Source organism: Klebsiella sp. PL-2018 (assembly GCF_019048985.1).
Lineage (GTDB): Bacteria > Pseudomonadota > Gammaproteobacteria > Enterobacterales > Enterobacteriaceae > Klebsiella > Klebsiella michiganensis.
This window is the reverse complement of record NZ_CP077673.1, coordinates 4,764,700-4,781,018: the sequence shown is the minus strand read 5'-3', so window position 1 is coordinate 4,781,018 and position 16,319 is coordinate 4,764,700. Positions and strand designations below refer to the sequence as shown.

The 16,319-nt window shown below is 56.8% G+C and carries 15 protein-coding genes; 6 read left to right on the top strand and 9 right to left on the bottom strand.

What is annotated here, in order from left to right; all coding sequences use genetic code 11:
• Positions 1-50 precede the first annotated feature (50 nt).
• The 6 genes from MKleb_RS22410 to MKleb_RS22385 all read right to left on the bottom strand — a co-directional run bounded on the left by MKleb_RS22410 (position 51) and on the right by MKleb_RS22385 (position 6,299).
• Positions 51-1,181 carry an oligogalacturonate lyase family protein gene (locus MKleb_RS22410; protein ID WP_025107406.1) on the bottom strand — a complete coding sequence of 377 codons (1,131 nt, stop codon included), beginning with the start codon at positions 1,179-1,181 and terminating at the stop codon, positions 51-53.
• A gap of 67 nt (positions 1,182-1,248) precedes the next feature.
• Positions 1,249-2,535 carry an ABC transporter substrate-binding protein gene (locus MKleb_RS22405; protein WP_004105307.1) on the bottom strand — a complete coding sequence of 429 codons (1,287 nt, stop codon included), beginning with the start codon at positions 2,533-2,535 and terminating at the stop codon, positions 1,249-1,251.
• Between the two features lie 16 nt (positions 2,536-2,551).
• On the bottom strand, positions 2,552-3,679 hold the full coding sequence (locus MKleb_RS22400; RefSeq protein ID WP_014226681.1) for an ABC transporter ATP-binding protein: 1,128 nt from the start codon (positions 3,677-3,679) through the stop codon (positions 2,552-2,554).
• A 12-nt stretch (positions 3,680-3,691) separates the two neighbouring features.
• On the bottom strand, positions 3,692-4,594 hold the full coding sequence (locus MKleb_RS22395; RefSeq protein WP_014226680.1) for a carbohydrate ABC transporter permease: 903 nt from the start codon (positions 4,592-4,594) through the stop codon (positions 3,692-3,694).
• Positions 4,587-5,477: a carbohydrate ABC transporter permease gene (locus MKleb_RS22390; RefSeq protein ID WP_014226679.1), complete on the bottom strand. Its 891-nt coding sequence runs from the start codon at positions 5,475-5,477 to the stop codon at positions 4,587-4,589. The genes MKleb_RS22395 and MKleb_RS22390 overlap by 8 nt, the downstream gene beginning before the upstream one ends.
• A gap of 495 nt (positions 5,478-5,972) precedes the next feature.
• Positions 5,973-6,299, bottom strand: a complete 327-nt coding sequence (locus MKleb_RS22385) for a cupin domain-containing protein (RefSeq protein ID WP_004853896.1) — start codon at positions 6,297-6,299, stop codon at positions 5,973-5,975.
• 136 nt (positions 6,300-6,435) lie between these two features.
• Here MKleb_RS22385 and MKleb_RS22380 point away from each other — a divergent pair, with 136 nt between their 5' ends.
• The gene (locus MKleb_RS22380) at positions 6,436-7,128 is read left to right on the top strand and encodes an aspartate/glutamate racemase (protein WP_025107407.1); all 693 of its coding nucleotides are present in this window, start codon (positions 6,436-6,438) and stop codon (positions 7,126-7,128) included.
• Here MKleb_RS22380 and MKleb_RS22375 read toward each other — a convergent pair.
• On the bottom strand, positions 7,115-8,041 hold the full coding sequence (locus MKleb_RS22375) for a LysR family transcriptional regulator (RefSeq protein ID WP_025107408.1): 927 nt from the start codon (positions 8,039-8,041) through the stop codon (positions 7,115-7,117). The genes MKleb_RS22380 and MKleb_RS22375 overlap by 14 nt on opposite strands.
• A 133-nt stretch (positions 8,042-8,174) precedes the next feature.
• Here MKleb_RS22375 and lysA point away from each other — a divergent pair, with 133 nt between their 5' ends.
• Positions 8,175-9,437 carry a diaminopimelate decarboxylase gene (gene lysA, locus MKleb_RS22370; protein WP_025107409.1) on the top strand — a complete coding sequence of 421 codons (1,263 nt, stop codon included), beginning with the start codon at positions 8,175-8,177 and terminating at the stop codon, positions 9,435-9,437.
• 39 nt (positions 9,438-9,476) lie between these two features.
• Here the strand turns inward: lysA and MKleb_RS22365 are convergent, their stop codons facing one another.
• Positions 9,477-10,478 carry a LacI family DNA-binding transcriptional regulator gene (locus tag MKleb_RS22365; protein WP_162140818.1) on the bottom strand — a complete coding sequence of 334 codons (1,002 nt, stop codon included), beginning with the start codon at positions 10,476-10,478 and terminating at the stop codon, positions 9,477-9,479.
• A 303-nt stretch (positions 10,479-10,781) separates the two neighbouring features.
• Here MKleb_RS22365 and MKleb_RS22360 point away from each other — a divergent pair, with 303 nt between their 5' ends.
• The 4 genes from MKleb_RS22360 (at position 10,782) to MKleb_RS22345 (ending at position 14,872) form a co-directional block, all read left to right on the top strand.
• Positions 10,782-12,119, top strand: a complete 1,338-nt coding sequence (locus MKleb_RS22360) for a PTS sugar transporter subunit IIC (protein WP_217076196.1) — start codon at positions 10,782-10,784, stop codon at positions 12,117-12,119.
• A gap of 7 nt (positions 12,120-12,126) precedes the next feature.
• Positions 12,127-13,554 carry a glycoside hydrolase family 1 protein gene (locus MKleb_RS22355; RefSeq protein ID WP_025107410.1) on the top strand — a complete coding sequence of 476 codons (1,428 nt, stop codon included), beginning with the start codon at positions 12,127-12,129 and terminating at the stop codon, positions 13,552-13,554.
• Positions 13,555-13,622: 68 nt separating this feature from the next.
• Positions 13,623-14,396 (top strand): GntR family transcriptional regulator, encoded by a 774-nt coding sequence (locus MKleb_RS22350; RefSeq protein ID WP_004105268.1) that lies wholly within the window; start codon positions 13,623-13,625, stop codon positions 14,394-14,396.
• Positions 14,393-14,872, top strand: a complete 480-nt coding sequence (locus tag MKleb_RS22345) for a GNAT family N-acetyltransferase (RefSeq protein ID WP_014226666.1) — start codon at positions 14,393-14,395, stop codon at positions 14,870-14,872. Before MKleb_RS22350 ends, MKleb_RS22345 begins: the two co-directional genes overlap by 4 nt.
• On the opposite strand, the gene galR is transcribed toward MKleb_RS22345, so the two are convergent.
• Complete coding sequence (gene galR, locus MKleb_RS22340; protein WP_014839434.1) at positions 14,833-15,849, bottom strand: HTH-type transcriptional regulator GalR; 1,017 nt, start codon at positions 15,847-15,849, stop codon at positions 14,833-14,835. The genes MKleb_RS22345 and galR overlap by 40 nt on opposite strands.
• Positions 15,850-16,319 lie beyond the last annotated feature (470 nt).

Below are 16,319 nucleotides of genomic sequence, written 5' to 3'. Positions count from 1 at the left end.
GAACATGTAGCCCGGCTAAGCACCGCGCGAGCCGGGACGTTGCCGAATCACTACACCTCCGCCAGATACAGCGCCGGCATACCCTCTTTATCGGAGGTAAACAGCACCCAGCGGTTATCCGGTGAAAATGACGGATGCGGATGCGTCGCCTGGCGCTCGCCTTCAATCACTTTCCAGGTGGAGTCGTGGCGGCACACCGCAGTCTGCTTATCGGCGGCAATATCAAACACCCAGATAAACGGATCGTTAAGCTGTATATCGCCGGTGCTGTGCGGCGCGCCGTCGCCGACCACCAGGCTGCCATCGTGATTGCTCATCAGATGTGAGCAGGGAGGAATGGCCATCAGCTGGCGATTTTCCAGCGTTGCCGGGTCGGCGCGATACAGATAGCGATGCGGATCGTTTTCCTGATGCGCGACATAGTAAAGCGCGGAACCATCCGGCACCCAGAATTCGTGGGTAAAGCTCTCTCCCGACCGGTGCTGGCGAACCTTGCGCATATGGCTGCCGTCAGCGTTGATAAGCCACATTCGGGCATCGATAGCATCGCGCGGGCCTTCGTGGCAGAAGGCGATGGTGCCGTCATCAAACGGGCGGTAAATCGGGTGGCCGAGCCAGCGTTTTTCCTGCAATACCACGCGCTGTTCGCCGCTGCGCAGGTCGATATTAATCAGCCGGCACTCCGGCTCGGTGAAGTAGAATGCGCGGAACTTGCCCCAGTCGGTCAGCGGTTGCCAGTCGCTTTTTTTGATTTCGATACCCACCATCTGGCTGCAATCGCTATTGGCGACCCAGGTTCCGTAGGCCACCCATTGGTCATCCACCTGATACACCACCTGCTCCTCCAGCGAGGCCAGATCCACGCGGCGCAGCTGCTGGTTGTTTTTCACGTACCACAGCGACCGGTCGTCGGCGGAAAGGAAACCGCCAAAGGTGTTATCGCCCGGCCCGTCGGTGAGCTGGGTGGCCTGCTGGCCGGCGATATCGAGTAAATAGTAGTTCCAGTGGCCTTCAAACGCGCCGCCGAAAATCAGCTTGCTGCCGTCCCGGGTAAAGCATTTTTGATAGAAGTAGTTGCGGTGGCAGATAACATGCGGTGGCGTCATCCGGATCACCTGGTGACCGGTTTCGCTGTCCTGCGTATGCAGAAAGCTCAGCGGGATGATTTTGCCTTTCATGATTCATTCACTCCTTGCTAAAAAAATACCCCGCAGCCGGAGCTGCGGGGTAGGGACCGATAACGGGTTGTTAGCGCATCGCGCGGCGCAGGATGCGGTCAGACTGACGCTGGAAGTCAATTGCCGTCTCTTCTACGGTTTTCTGCCCGTAGTCGATGTACTGCAGAGAGGTGCCAAACTGGGCGACGATCTGCGGGTCATCAAAGTATGGCGACACCGAGAGTTTGGCCGGTAGGGACTGCGCCAGGCGCAGACCTGATACCGCCGGATCGTCCTCTTTGATCGCGCCGTTTTCGGTCAGGTATTGCACCGCGACTTTGCTCAGCGGCACGCCGCGCTCAAGTCCCAGCGTCTCAACGCCTTCTTTGCTGTTCAGCAGGAAGTTGATCACCTTCGCCGCCGCTTCCGGATTTTTGGTGGATTTACCAATGGAGAGCATCTGCGCAGGTTTAAAGAACAGACCCGCGTCGGTAGCGCCCGGCAGCATCGGATAGCTGCCCAGCTCCAGCTTCGCCGGCGGCTTCAGGTTGTCGGAGTATTTGTTAATGGTGGAGTTCCACATATAGGTCCCCGCCCACTCGCCCTGAATCCACGGCTTCATTTCATACATATTGCTCTTACCGAACGAGGCATAGTACTTGGTGTCCGGCATGACGTGGCTGTCGATAAGCTTTTTATACATCTGGAAAAATTCGACCCACTGCTCTTTGCTGTAGGAGAATTTCTTGGTTTTTTCGTCGATAGCCGGCTGGTTGTACTTCTGAATCATATATGAATTGAGCAGCGCCAGGGTGTCCTGGTGCTCCAGCACCACCGGGTAATACTGTTTACCCAGCTTGCTCTCAAAGGTTTTACCCGCCGCCATCAGCTCGTCCCAGGTTTTCGGGTACTCGACGCCGGCTTTTTTCCAGGTCTCGTCGTTGAAGTAGAACACGCGCGCGGTGACGGAAATAGGGATACCGTTAAGCTTGCCGTCCACCGTGGTGGTTTGCAGCTCTTTGGCATCAAACTGGCTTAGGTCGATTACGTCCTTCATCTTATTCAGATCGTAGAAGCCTTCGCCGTTTTTCGAGAAGATCGGCAGCCAGTTCCAGTTAGTTTGCATCACGTCCGGCTCCGTGCCGCCGGCGATTTGCGTGGTCAGGCGCGAAAGATGGCCGTCCCAGCCGGTATATTCCGCTTTAACATTAATATCCGGGTTTTGTTTATGAAACTCTTCCAGCGCCTTCAGGGTTACCTGGTGGCGGCCGTTGCCGCCCCACCATGACATACGCAGGTCGACATCCTTCGCCATGGAAGGTAACGCGGTAAGGCCCAAAGTTGCGGAGATTGCGGCGCTTAAAAGCACTTTTTTCATTTTAATACTCCAGGGTTCACAGAGAGATGTTCTGTTCAGTTTTGGCGTCAAAGATATGACACTTGTTGAGATCGAACTTGAAATGCACCGTGCGATGAAGCCCTTTCTCAATCATTGGCTTCGCTTCATCGGAAGGCACGCGGGCGGTCAGTTCATAATCGGCAACCTTCAGGTAGACGAAGAATTCATGGCCCATGTTTTCCACCCGCACCATTTCACCGGCGCAGGAGCCTTCAGCAAACGGTTCATCGGAGATGGAGACGAACTCCGGGCGGACGCCAAAGAACACCTGCTGGTTCTTATGGGTCTCGACCTTACTCTGCAATCTGTCGTTTAGCGGCAGCAGCCCGTCGCCAACGGTCAGATGCAGGCGACCCGCTTGCTCAACCAGCTTGCTGGGACGAATATTCATCTCCGGCGCGCCGATAAACCCGGCCACAAACATGTTTTTCGGCTTGTGATAGAGGTTGTCCGGGGTATCCACCTGCATGATATGGCCCAGCTTCATCACGCAGATGCGGTCGCCCATGGTCATCGCCTCGGTCTGATCGTGGGTAACGTACACGGTGGTCGCCGGTTTACCGGATTTCTTCAGCTGCTTATGCAGGTCGGAAATACGGATGCGCATCGAGGCGCGCAGCTTGGCGTCAAGGTTAGAGAGCGGTTCATCGAACAGGAATACATCCGGTTTCTTCACAATCGCGCGGCCAACCGCCACGCGCTGTGCCTGGCCGCCGGAGAGCTGACGCGGCAGGCGGTCCAGCAGCTCTTCCAGCTCAAGGATTTTCGCCGCTTCGTTTACCTGGGCCTCAATCTGATCTTTCGGCAGCTTGCTTAGCTTCAGGCCGAAGGCAAGGTTTTCGCGCACCGTCATATGCGGATAGAGCGCGTAGTTCTGGAAGACCATCGCGATACCGCGCGCTTTTGGCGCGAGGTTATTCACGATTTTTTCGCCAATCCGCACTTCGCCGCCGCTGATGGTTTCCAGGCCGGCCAGCATGCGCAGGGTAGTGGATTTGGCGCAGCCGGACGGCCCAACGATAACCATAAACTCGCCGTCCGCGATTTTCAGATCGATACCATGTACCGCTTTGAAGCCGTTGGAGTAGACTTTTTCCAGTTTGTTGAAAATAACTTCAGCCATGATATTTCCCTCTTAACCTTTAATTCCGCTGCTGGTAACGCCCTGTACGAAGTAGCGTTGTGCCAGGAAGAACACGATGATGGACGGCAGAATGGAGATGCTCGCCATTGCCAGAATTTCGTTCCACGGAGCGCCTTCCGTGACGTCGATGGACATTTTCAGCGCCAGCGCGATGGGGTATTTATCCACGCTGTAGACGTAAATCAGCGGACCGATAAAGTCGTTCATGGACCACATGAACTGGAACAGCGCCACCGAGATAATCGCCGGTTTCAGAATCGGCACCACCACGTACCACAGCACCTGAATGGAGTTGCAGCCGTCAATCTGCGCCGCTTCTTCCATGTCGCGCGGAACGCCGCGCAGGAACTGAATCAGCATGAAAACGAAGAACCCCTGAGTGGCGAAGGCCAGCGGCAGGTACAGCGGCAGATAGCTGTTCAGCATGCCCATTTCACGGAACATCAGGTACTGCGGGATCAGCAGTACGGTGCTCGGCAGGAGCATGGTGGTGATCAGCGTGGCGAACCAGAATTTCTTCCACGGGATCTCGAAGCGGGCAAAGCCGTAGGCCACGATGGTGGAGGAGATAATGGTCAGCAGCACTTTAGGGATCACATACTTGAAGGTGTTCAGCATGTAGTGGCCGAAGTTGTACTCGGTGCCGGTTTTCCAGCCGTTGATAAAGCCATCCCATGTCGCATGGGCAGGCCACAGGCTCAGGGTGGTGAAGATCTCGTGGTTCGGTTTGAACGACGCCGAGAACATCCATACCAGCGGGTAGAGCATCAGCAGGCCGACGAACAGCAGGATCACGTAGCGAATTGAGCGGCTGACTTTTTCACGACGCAGCGTCCGCGCGACTTCACGTTCGGCGATGTCCCTTGCTTCAGAGATTTGTTGGATATCAGCCATTTTTGCCTCCCTTATCGGCGGAGTAGAACACCCAATATTTTGAAGACTTAAACGCAATGGCGGCAAAGACCGCGACCACCAGGAACAGTACCCACGCCAGCGCCGCGCCGTAGCCCATATCGAAGTACTTAAAGGCGGTGTCGTAGATATAGAGCGAGAACAGATAGGTGGAGTAGGTTGGGCCGCCGCCGGTGATGACGTACGGGCCGGTAAACTCCTGGAACGCCTGAGTGGTCTGCATGATGAAGTTGAAGAAAATCACCGGCGTGATTAGCGGCACCGTGACCTTCATAAACATCTGCCATTTTGACGCGCCATCGATCATCGCCGCTTCATATTGTGATTGCGGAACGTTCTGCAGCGCCGCAAGGAAGATGACCATCGCCGAACCGAACTGCCAGACGCGCAGCAGGGTGACGGACATCAGGGCCAGCGAAGGCTCGCCGAGCCAGTTGACCGGGTCGAAGCCAAGTACGCCGATAAAGCTGTTCAGCAGGCCGTCGATAGCAAACAGCGCGCGCCACAGAACGGCGATCGCCACCGAGCTACCGAGAATGGACGGGATATAGTAGGCGGTACGGAAAAAACCGATGCCGCGCAGCTTAAAGTTGAGGACAAAAGCGATCCCCAGCGCGAAAGCCAGCTTTAACGGGATGGTTAAAAAGACATACGCAAACGTCACGCCCATTGATTTCCAGAAGAGGCCATCTTCGGTCAGCATGTAGCGATAGTTTTCGATGCCGTTAAACACCGGTGGACTCATCAAATCGTACTCAGTGAAACTGAGGAAGAAAGATGAAACAAAGGGAAAGGCGGTAAAGACTATCAACCCTATGATATAGGGGGATATCCATGCCAATCCCAGCATTCTGTTTTCATTCATACATACCTACCTGGCTTACGAGTTTGTAATACGGATTCGGGGTTACTGCCTTTCCCGCGGCCCGTGCCGCCGGAAAGTTAATGCGTTCCTGGTATGTCAGCGGTAAATCATTCCTTGTTAACGGTGCGTGTGTTGAGCGCTTTTGCGCGCTTGTCGTCCCTGGAGAACATCTGTTTTTTGATTTTGTCTTACCCGGCGTCCTGATTTTGTAAAACGCCGTTTTAATTTTATTTTATTGCTATTTATTACGGAGTCATTCGGTTGATCGCGGAAATGTGATCAAAGTCGAAACGATGTTTCAAAAAGGTGCTGGCGCGCGCATTTTGCAGGAGGCCAGGTCATAGAAAAGGATGAGCGGCAGGCGCAGTGAGGCTATTCAGGCGGGATTAATTGCTCTGCTAATCATTATGCTACGACATACTTTATGACAATTATTATTAGCGGAAAAGTTCAGAAAATGGTGGGCACGCCTGGCATGCCCTGGGGCAGGAGAAATTACTTTTGCAGAAAATCCTGACGAACGGGAGTAAAGGTATCAAGAAGCGTGCCCGGCTTCAGGCAGACGCAGCCGTGCATAATTTCCGGCTTCTTATAGAGCGTATCGCCGGCGCTGACCACGTGCTTTTCATCACCGATGGTGAACTCAAACTCGCCGGAGAGCACATAGGTGAGCTGCTCGTGCGGGTGATTATGCATCGGCCCGATAGCGCCCGCTTCGAAGTTCACTTCAACCGCCATCATCTTGCCATCGTGCGCAAGGATGCGGCGGGTGACGCCATTGCCCAGATCTTCAAGGGTGGTCTCTTTATGAAAAATAAACATCCGCTGGTCCTGTAATTAAATGAAACAATGTTTCATTTAATCTATCGCATAATCTTCTAAAAGGAAACGATCGTCGGGAGAAGTGGAAAGTCGATCACAACTTTGTTTTACTGAAAACCTCACACAAGGAGGGATGATGAAAACGATTGGTCTGTTAGGCGGCATGAGCTGGGAATCGACGATTCCTTACTACCGGCTGATTAACGAAGGTATTAAAGCGCGCCTCGGCGGCCTGCACTCCGCCAGCCTGCTGCTGCACAGCGTGGATTTCCACGAAATTGAAGCCTGCCAGTCAAGCGGCGACTGGCAGCGCGCGGGCGAGATCCTCGCCCAGGCGGCGGCCGGCCTGCAGCAGGCGGGCGCAGAGGGGATTGTCCTGTGTACCAACACTATGCATAAAGTCGCGCAGGCGATTGAAACGCGCTGCGATGTGCCGTTTTTGCATATTGCCGACGCGACCGGACGGGCGATTACCGCGAAAGGGCAGAACCGCGTTGCGCTATTAGGGACCCGCTATACCATGGAGCAGGATTTTTATCGCGGGCGCCTGCAGCAGCAGTTCGCTATCGACACGCTGATCCCGGAGGCTGAAGATCGTGAGCGGATTAACCAGATCATTTTTGATGAACTGTGCCTCGGCGTCTTTAGCGAGCATTCACGCGACTACTATCTTCAGGTCATCGAGCTCCTGGCGGAGCAGGGGGCGGAAGGGGTGATTTTCGGCTGTACCGAAATCGGCCTGCTGGTGCCGGAAGAGAGCAGCCCGCTGCCGGTGTTTGATACGGCCGCGATTCACGCGGCGGACGCGGTGGAGTTTATGCTGTCGTGAGTACCGCTTCGAGCGGCGTCAGGATACGCGACATGCTGTTTTGCAAATGCAGGGCGAAGGCATCGACCAGCGCGGAGCCGGGGCGGTGAAGCGGGCGCACCAGGCTAACGGTAAAAGGCACTTCAACGCTAAAGCGGCGTACCACCACGCCGTTCCCGGCATAATCGAGGGCGGTGAGCGGGTTAACCACCGAAATGCCGACCCCGGCTCTTACCATCGCGCAGATGGAGGCGGCGCTGTGCGTCTCCACCACCATCCGCCGTTTGACCTGATGTTCGACAAACAGGGCATCGAGCAGCTGGCGATAGCTATCGGTGCGCGACAGGCTAATGTAGTTTTCGCCGTGAAAATCCGCAGGCGTCAGCATCGGCTTAGCCGCTAACGGATGGCCCTGCGGCAGTACGCACACTTCATTCAGGGTCAGCAGCGGCGTACGCTCGGTTCCGGCGGGGGTATGCAGGGTTTCCGTCAATCCCAGATCGTGGCGCTGGGCCGACAACCACTCCTCCAGCAGCGGTGATTCCTGGGGGACAATTTGCAGGCTGACGTCCGGGTAGCGCGCTAAAAACGGCGCCAGCAGCAGCGGCAATAGCGATTGGGAGAAGACCGGCAGACAGGCTATCGACAGCTCGCCCTGGCGGAACTCGCGCAGGCTTTCTGCGGCGCTGACGATTCTGTCCAGACCGTACCAGGATCGCTGCACCTCTTCAAACAGACGTAATCCCTGAACCGTAGGCTGCAGGCGCCCGCGCGTGCGGGAGAACAGCGTCAACCCCAGCACCTTTTCAAAGCGCGCCAGCTCGCGGCTGACGGTGGGCTGCGAGGTATGCAGCATGCGTGCGGCCTCGGTCAGATTGCCGGTGGTCATCACCGCATGAAAGATTTCAATATGACGCAGGTTGACGGCGGGCATGGGGGTTCCTTAAGTGGCGCAAGCCATATCATTTTTGCATAGAGTGGCAATAAAACGATATTTTTTATTGCGTACGCGCTGTGGCGTAATCGTAAAAAACAGAAATAACGCACACACAGCACCGGAGTTCCTTATGCCACACTCGCTTTACGCTACCGATACCGACCTGAGCGCAGAAAACCTGCTGCGTCTGCCCGCCGAATTCGGCTGCCCGGTTTGGGTTTACGACGCGCAGATTATCCGCCGCCAGATTGCCCAATTGAGCCAGTTCGACGTGGTGCGTTTTGCGCAGAAGGCCTGCTCCAATATCCACATTCTGCGCCTGATGCGCGAGCAGGGCGTGAAGGTGGATTCGGTGTCGCTGGGCGAGATCGAGCGCGCGCTGGCGGCCGGGTACGATCCGCATCAGCATCCGGAAGATATCGTCTTTACCGCCGATCTGATCGACGATGCAACCCTGGCGCGGGTTAAAGAGCTGCAGATCCCAGTCAACGCCGGCTCAATTGATATGCTGAGCCAGCTGGGCGAAGTCTCTCCGGGCCACCGCGTCTGGCTGCGCGTTAACCCGGGCTTCGGCCACGGCCACAGCCAAAAAACCAATACCGGCGGCGAGAACAGCAAGCACGGGATCTGGCACAGCCATTTAACGGCGGCGCTGGAAGTGATGCGTCGCTATCAGCTCCAGCTGGTGGGGATTCACATGCATATCGGTTCTGGGGTCGACTATGGTCACCTGGAACAGGTCTGCGGCGCGATGGTGCGTCAGGTTGTTGAATTCGGGCAGGATCTGCAGGCGATCTCCGCCGGCGGCGGACTGTCGATCCCGTATCACGAAGATGAAGAGGCGATCGATACCGATCACTACTTCGGCCTGTGGAACGCGGCGCGCGAGCAGATCGCTAAACATCTGGGCCATCCGGTCGCGCTTGAGATCGAACCGGGTCGCTTCCTGGTGGCGGAGTCCGGCGTGCTGGTTTCTCAGGTTCGCAGCGTGAAGGAGATGGGCAGCCGCCACTTCGTGCTGATTGACGCCGGTTTTAATGATTTGATGCGCCCGGCGATGTACGGCAGCTATCACCATATTACCGCTCTCGCCGCGGACGGCCGCGATCTGCGCGCCGCGGCGGAGGTTGAAACCGTAGTGGCCGGGCCGCTGTGCGAATCGGGCGATGTATTTACCCAGCAGGAGGGGGGGAAAGTGGAAACCCGCCTGCTGCCTGCGGTGGCGCCGGGGGATTATCTGGTGCTGCACGATACCGGCGCTTACGGCGCGTCGATGTCTTCTAACTACAACAGCCGTCCGCTGCTGCCGGAAGTGCTGTTCGACAACGGCAAAGCGCGGCTGATCCGTCGTCGCCAGACCATTGAAGAGCTGTTGTCGCTCGAGCAGCTGTAAGGTGGTGCCCGATGGCGCTTCGCTTATCGGGCCCGCTAATTATGCGTAATACGGCCCGGTGGTGACCGACTCGCGCAGCACCAGCTTGCCGGTAAACGGCGGTATGGTCTCGATCGGCTGGCCGTTGGCCAGCTTGATGGCCTGATCGATAGCGGTGGTGATCATGTTATCGATCGGCAGATAGACCGTCGATAGCCCCGGCTCCAGCCATTTCGCGCTCGGCGCGTCATCAAAACCAAATAGCGAAATATCCTGCGGGATCCGCAGCCCTGCCTGATGCAGCGCTTTCGACGCGCCCAGCGCCATATCATCGTTACAGGAAAACAGCGCGCTAAACGGCGTTTTCTCTTCCAGCAGCTCGCAGCAGAGTTCATAGCCGCGGCTCATGGTGGAGTCGCCGTATTTCACCTTCGCCGGATCCCACTTGATGCCGTGCTTCTTCAGCGCGTTGCGATAGCCTTCCAGGCGAGCTTTACCCGTCGGCGTGTGCATCGGCACGGTCAAACAGGCAATATCGCGATGGCCCTGGGCAATGAGGTACTCAACCGCCTGAAACGCCGCGTCCTGCTGTTCGAAGAACACGCAGCGCTCCCGGGCCTGGCTAACGTCGCGGTTGATCACCACCAGCGGCATGGCGATAGACTCAATAAGCGACATAATCTTCTTTTCGCTCATATGGCGCGTGTAGAGCACGATGGCATCGCACTGGCGATCGGCCAGCATCTGCACTGCCTCTTCTTCACGCTCCGGCGCATCGTGGCCGTCGGTGACGATCAGCTGTTTGCCCCAGGCTTCCGTCTGGCGAGAAGCCTGCTGCAGCAGGCGGCCAAAATAGAAGCCGTCAAAGGTGGAAACCACCAGACCGATGCTGTTGCTTGTGCGGTTCGCCAGCGAGCGGGCGAGAAAGTTAGGCCGATAGCCCAGCTCTTCCATCGCCTTAAAAACCTGTTGGCGGGTGCTCTCTTTCACCTGACCTGTGCCGTTCAACACGCGGGAAACCGTCGCTTTAGAGACGCCTGCGCGAATTGAGACATCCAGCATTGTAGCCATTCATCCGATTCCTGATATCACGTGGTGAACCGCAGTTTATCACAGACATTCAGGGGGATATGGCTTCATGGCGCGGTAAAAAACCATCGCGATCACGCTTTTACAGGAATTGATCGCAGGGAAAAGAAAACCGCAAATGCGGTATGCCAATTATCGCCTTTCTGGAATACCAATGAACGGGTTGGGAGCTTAATCACAGAACTTATTCTCCCCAGTGGCTATTTTTTGGTATGCCAATAGGTGTTTGGCTGTACACCTGGTGCGCTAAAAGCCCTTAAACCTGAGGTATCCTCTATGGCATTGCAGGACAAACTGATCGACTCACTGGGGAGTTTCGCCACGAAATTCAACAGCTACCGCTACATCATGGCGATAAAATCCGCTTGTATTACCCTGATGCCGGTGATCATCGTCGGCGCCTTTTCGGTGCTGATCTCCAATATGGTGCTGGATCCGAAAAACGGACTCGCCAGCTTTCAGGCGCTCTCTTTTCTGGCGGCGCTGAAACCCATTACCAGCGCGATCAACTACGCCACCCTTAACTTTCTCAATATTGGCGCGGTCTTTCTTATCGGCATCGAGCTGGGGCGGATTAACGGCATCAAGAGCCTGTTCCCCGGTCTGCTGGCGGTGATCTGCTTTATCTGCGTGACGCCGACCACCGTCGAAATGATGGTCGACGGGCAAATGCATGAAGTGAAAGATGTGCTGCTGCGCCAGTTTTCCGATACCCGTAGCCTGTTCCTCGGTATGTTTATCGCCATTCTGTCGGTGGAGATCTACTGCTGGCTGGAGGGCCGCAAGGGGCTGAAGATCAAGATGCCGGATACCGTACCGCCCAACGTATCGGCGTCGTTCTCCGCCCTGATCCCGGCCATTATCACCACCACGGTGATTGCCACCTTTGGCTTTATTTTCCATCAGGCCACCGGCATGTACCTGTATGACGCGGTCTATCAGGTGGTGCAGCAGCCGCTGGAGCGGGTGGTGCAAAGCCTGCCGGGGATCCTGCTGCTGATGTTTGTCGCGCAGCTGTTCTGGGTTATCGGTATCCACGGCAACCAGTTGATCAAACCGATCCGCGAACCGCTGCTGCTGGGAGCCATCACCGTCAATATGAGCGCCTTTGAGCAGGGCAAAGAGGTGCCTAATATCATCACCATGCCGTTCTGGGACGTTTATATGAGCATCGGCGGATCGGGGCTGACGATTGGCCTGCTGATCGCGGTCATGATCGCCACCAAACGCAAAGAGATGAAAGAGATCGCCAAGCTGTCGATTGGGCCGGGTCTGTTCAATATTAACGAACCGGTGATTTTCGGCATGCCGATCATGCTCAATCCGATCCTCGCGATCCCTTTTATCATCACGCCGCTGGTGACCGGCAGCATCGGCTACTTCGCGACCGCCGCCGGCTTTGCCGGTAAAGCGGTGGTGATGGTGCCGTGGACCACCCCGCCGCTGATCAACGCCTGGCTCTCTACGGCGGGTTCGATGGGGGCGGTGGTGACGCAGCTTATCTGCATCCTGACCGCGGTGCTGATCTATCTGCCGTTCGTCAAAATAGCCTCCCGCCGCGCGGAAAACGCTCAGCGCCAGGCGGAGAACGAGCAGGCCAGCCAACAGATATGAGGACACAATGACGACAGTAAAGATGGCGATCCCCCACGACTTTATCCTCGGCGCCGCCGCTTCGGCGTGGCAAACCGAGGGCTGGAGCGGTAAGAAAGCGGGCCAGGATTCCTGGCCGGATCTCTGGTACAAGAACGACCGCCGCGTCTGGCATAACGGCTACGGCCCGGCGGTGGCGACCGATTTTATCAACCGCTTCCGCGAAGACGTGCAGTTGATGAAGCTGGCGGGGCTGACCCACTACCGCACGTCGATTAACTGGTCGCGCTTTCTCACCGATTATGAAAACGTCACGGTCGATGAAGACTATGCGGCGTACTACGACCAGTTGTTCGATGAACTGCTGGCCAACGGCATCGAGCCGATGATCTGTCTTGAGCACTATGAACTCCCCGGCTATCTGCTGGAGCAGTACGGCGGCTGGGCGTCAAAAAAGGTGGTTGAGCTGTTTGTGCAGTACGCGGAGAAAGTGTTCGCCCGCTATCACCACAAAGTCACGCGCTGGTTTACCTTCAATGAACCGATCGTGGTGCAGACCCGCGTTTATCTGGATGCGCTGCGCTGGCCTTACGAGCAGAACACCGGCACCTGGATGCAGTGGAATCACCACAAGGTGCTGGCGACGGCAAAAGTGGTCCGGCTGTTTCGCGAGAAAGGCTATCGCGGCACGGTAGGCTGCATTCTTAACCCGGAGGTCACCTACCCGCGCTCAAAAGCGTCGCACGATGTACGCGCCGCCGAACGCTACGATCTGTTTTATAACCGGGTTTTCCTCGATCCGCTGGTCCACGGCCTCTACCCGCCTGAGCTACTGGCTCTGCTCGAACAGCACGGGGTCTCCTGGGATTATAACTCGGAGGAGCTGGCGATAATCCGCGACAACACCGTTGATGAGCTGGGGATTAACCTCTACTACCCGCATCGGGTTAAGGCTCCATCGCGCGCCTGGCATCCGCAGACGCCGTTCCATCCGGCTTACTACTATGAGCCCTTTGAGCTACCGGGGCGGCGGATGAACCACTCCCGCGGCTGGGAAATTTATCCGCAAATCGTTTTTGATATGGCGATGCGGATCAAGCAGGACTACCGCAATATTCCGTGGTTCGTGGCGGAAAGCGGCATGGGCGTGGAAAACGAAGGGCAGTTTCGCAATGGCGAAGGCACCATCGCCGACGACTACCGGATCCGTTTTATCAGCGAGCATCTGTGGCAAACGCTGCGCGCGCGGGAAGCGGGGGCCAACTGCCACGGCTACATGCTGTGGGCGTTTACCGACAACGTTTCGCCGATGAACGCGTTTAAAAATCGCTACGGGCTGATTGAAATCGATCTGCAAAATAATCGTGCGCGGCGGCCCAAGGCGTCCGCCAGCTGGTTCCGTAAGCTAGGCGAGAGCCGGGAATTGACGCTGGATATTGACGATGAGTGGCGCTAGCCGGGCTGAAATTTTGCTAAGATAGCGGCCGATATTGACTCGCAGGCTCATAACGCACAGGTGATATTGTGGAGAAGGCTATCATTCCGCCGGAAAAGAAACCCTACCAGGAAATAGGTGATGATTTACGCGCACAGATTGCGCAGGGGCGCTATCCCATCGGGTCGCGCCTGCCGCCGGAACGCAATATCGCCGAGACCTACGGCGTGAGCCGGACCATCGTCCGCGAAGCGCTGCTGATGCTGGAGCTGCAGGGGACGGTCGACATTCGCCAGGGCTCCGGGGTGTACGTGATGCGCATCCCGCACGAGGACGATAGCGAGGAAGAACAGATGTTGAGCAGCGACGTCGGGCCGTTCGAAATCCTGCAGGCCCGCCAGCTGCTGGAGAGCAATATCGCCGCTTTTGCCGCCAAAATGGCCACCCGCGCCGATATCGATAACCTGAAGCGGATTATCGAGCAGGAACAGCGGGCGATTGCCGCCAACGATACCAGCCAGGATAACGCCCGGCTGTTTCACCTGGTGCTGGCCGGCGCGACGCAAAATCAGATGCTGTTGGCGACGGTTGAGCGCATCTGGCTGCAGATGGACAGCAGCCCGCTGTGGCAGCAGTTCAACGTGCATATCGCCAGCAGGGCGTACCGGCTGAAGTGGCTCGGGGACCGGCAAACGCTGCTCGCCGCCCTGCGCCGACGCGATGTGATGGGGGCCTGGCAGGCAATGTGGCAGCATCTTGAAAATGTCAAAAACAGCCTGCTGGAGCTCTCCGATGAAGACGCGCCGGACTTTGACGGCTATCTCTTTGAATCGGTACCGATTTTTCAGGGAAAGCTGGTATGATTATTCACCCCCTCTACGCTGCGCCGCAGCACGCTTCATGCGTAACGGAGTGGCTCTGGCGAGCGTTTGGCGCTGACGCGCTGCCGCGGGCGTTCTTCGCCAGCATTGTCGAACATAGCCAGACGCCGGGAGCGCTGCCCATTACCTTTGTGGCCGTGGAGGGCGAGAGGCTGCTGGGCACCGTCGGCCTGTGGCGCTGCGATTTAATCAGCCGTCAGGATCTCTATCCGTGGATGGCGGCGCTCTACGTGGCGCCTGAGGCGCGCGGGCAGGGGCTGGCGGGAAAACTACAGCAGCACGTCATCGGATATGCCAGAGCGCAGGGCTATACCGAGCTATTTCTCTACTCCGCCTGCCGCGATTTTTATGAGCGTTTTGGCTGGCAGTATATCGGCGAAGGCCTGGATTATCCGGCCAGCGCCGTCAGTTTATACCGCTACGATTTATCGCTGTCGAGGGGCGCAATCACCGAGTGACGGCGGACCAGCGTGGGGCTGAAAAGGTGGGTAATCTCCGGCGGCGGGCGATGCTCCGCCAGCGCTAACGCCAGCTCCGCGGCCTGCGTCGCCATGGTGACAATCGGATAGCGTACGGTGGTCAGACGCGGGCGCACGTAGCGCGAAATCAGCACGTCATCAAAGCCAATCAGCGAAATCTCACGCGGCACATCAATCCCGTTATCGTTTAATACGCCCATCGCGCCGGCGGCCATCGAGTCGTTATAGCAGGCGACGGCGCTGAAGTTCCTGCCGCGGCCCAGCAGCTCGGTTATCGCCTGTTCTCCGCCGCTCTCATCGGGCTCGGCAAAGGTCACCAGGCGATCGTTGCACGGCAGATCGCTCTCTTTTAACGCTGCCCAGTAGCCCTGCAGCCGGTCTTCAGCATCGGAAATAGCGTGATTAGAGCAGAGATAGCCGATGCGGGTGTGCCCCTGCTGAATCAGGTGGCGGGTCGCGAGCCATGCGCCGTAGCGGTCATCCAGCGCCACGCAACGCTGCTCGAAACCGGGCAGGATGCGGTTAATCAGCACCATGCCGGGGATTTGCTGCATCAGCGAGGCCAGTTCGTCATCGGGGATCATTTTGGCGTGGACCACCAGCGCCGCGCAGCGGTGGCGAATCAGCTGTTCAATCGCCTGGCGCTCTTTATGGAGGTTGTGATAGCCGTTACCGATCAGCAAAAAATTGCCGGTATTGTAGGCGACCTGCTCGACGGCTTTCACCATCGCGCCGAAGAAGGGGTCGGAGACATCGCCCACCACCAGGCCGACGGTTTCCGTTGACTGCTGCGCCAGCGCGCGGGCGTTGGCGTTGGGGTGATAATTTAGCGTTTCCATCGCGGCGCCTACCGACTGGCGCGAGGCTTCGCTGGCTTTCGGTGAATTGTTAATAACGCGGGAGACGGTAGCGACGGAGACTCCTGCGAGCCGGGCTACATCCTTAATAGTCGCCATACCAGGCCTTTTTTAGGGTAAGCGTTTACATGGCATTTATGTTACGGGAAAGCGCGGCAGATTCAAGGGTTGGTACTTTTGGGTTAATGCAATTGTGACGCAGATTAGCGTTGCGGGTGAAATAGTTACCCACAGGGGTGCGGAGAATGATTCCGGGAACGGACAATTCACACCTTTGCTTACACTTTGCGATTGGCTGTTGCGAATGTTCGCTGGTTTACCCATTCATTGCATTGATACTCTGGCTATCCCAGAGGTATTGATAGGTGGAGTCAACTTCAGGTTGACCACTTAATTACACCAGCCTGCGCAGATGCGCAGGTTTTTTTTTGCCCGCCGCTAGCCGTTGTTACAGTTCGCGAAAAAAGTAATAACTGGTTGCACTTAGGCTCATTCCCTTGCGTTTTATGGCTGGCGCCGGCGGCGGGAAAAACGAGACAATCAGGATCCCAGAGGTATTGATTGGTGAG

What these genes read in the sequence shown, in the direction of transcription:
- MKleb_RS22405 (WP_004105307.1), bottom strand. Translation starts at nt 2,535, where the DNA reads ATGAAAAAAGTGCTTTTAAGCGCCGCAATCTCCGCAACTTTGGGCCTT.
- MKleb_RS22400 (WP_014226681.1), bottom strand. Translation starts at nt 3,679, where the DNA reads ATGGCTGAAGTTATTTTCAACAAACTGGAAAAAGTCTACTCCAACGGC.
- MKleb_RS22395 (WP_014226680.1), bottom strand. Translation starts at nt 4,594, where the DNA reads ATGGCTGATATCCAACAAATCTCTGAAGCAAGGGACATCGCCGAACGT.
- MKleb_RS22390 (WP_014226679.1), bottom strand. Translation starts at nt 5,477, where the DNA reads ATGAATGAAAACAGAATGCTGGGATTGGCATGGATATCCCCCTATATC.
- MKleb_RS22385 (WP_004853896.1), bottom strand. Translation starts at nt 6,299, where the DNA reads ATGTTTATTTTTCATAAAGAGACCACCCTTGAAGATCTGGGCAATGGC.
- MKleb_RS22380 (WP_025107407.1), top strand. Translation starts at nt 6,436, where the DNA reads ATGAAAACGATTGGTCTGTTAGGCGGCATGAGCTGGGAATCGACGATT.
- MKleb_RS22375 (WP_025107408.1), bottom strand. Translation starts at nt 8,041, where the DNA reads ATGCCCGCCGTCAACCTGCGTCATATTGAAATCTTTCATGCGGTGATG.
- lysA (WP_025107409.1), top strand. Translation starts at nt 8,175, where the DNA reads ATGCCACACTCGCTTTACGCTACCGATACCGACCTGAGCGCAGAAAAC.
- MKleb_RS22365 (WP_162140818.1), bottom strand. Translation starts at nt 10,478, where the DNA reads ATGCTGGATGTCTCAATTCGCGCAGGCGTCTCTAAAGCGACGGTTTCC.
- MKleb_RS22360 (WP_217076196.1), top strand. Translation starts at nt 10,782, where the DNA reads ATGGCATTGCAGGACAAACTGATCGACTCACTGGGGAGTTTCGCCACG.
- MKleb_RS22355 (WP_025107410.1), top strand. Translation starts at nt 12,127, where the DNA reads ATGACGACAGTAAAGATGGCGATCCCCCACGACTTTATCCTCGGCGCC.
- MKleb_RS22345 (WP_014226666.1), top strand. Translation starts at nt 14,393, where the DNA reads ATGATTATTCACCCCCTCTACGCTGCGCCGCAGCACGCTTCATGCGTA.
- galR (WP_014839434.1), bottom strand. Translation starts at nt 15,849, where the DNA reads ATGGCGACTATTAAGGATGTAGCCCGGCTCGCAGGAGTCTCCGTCGCT.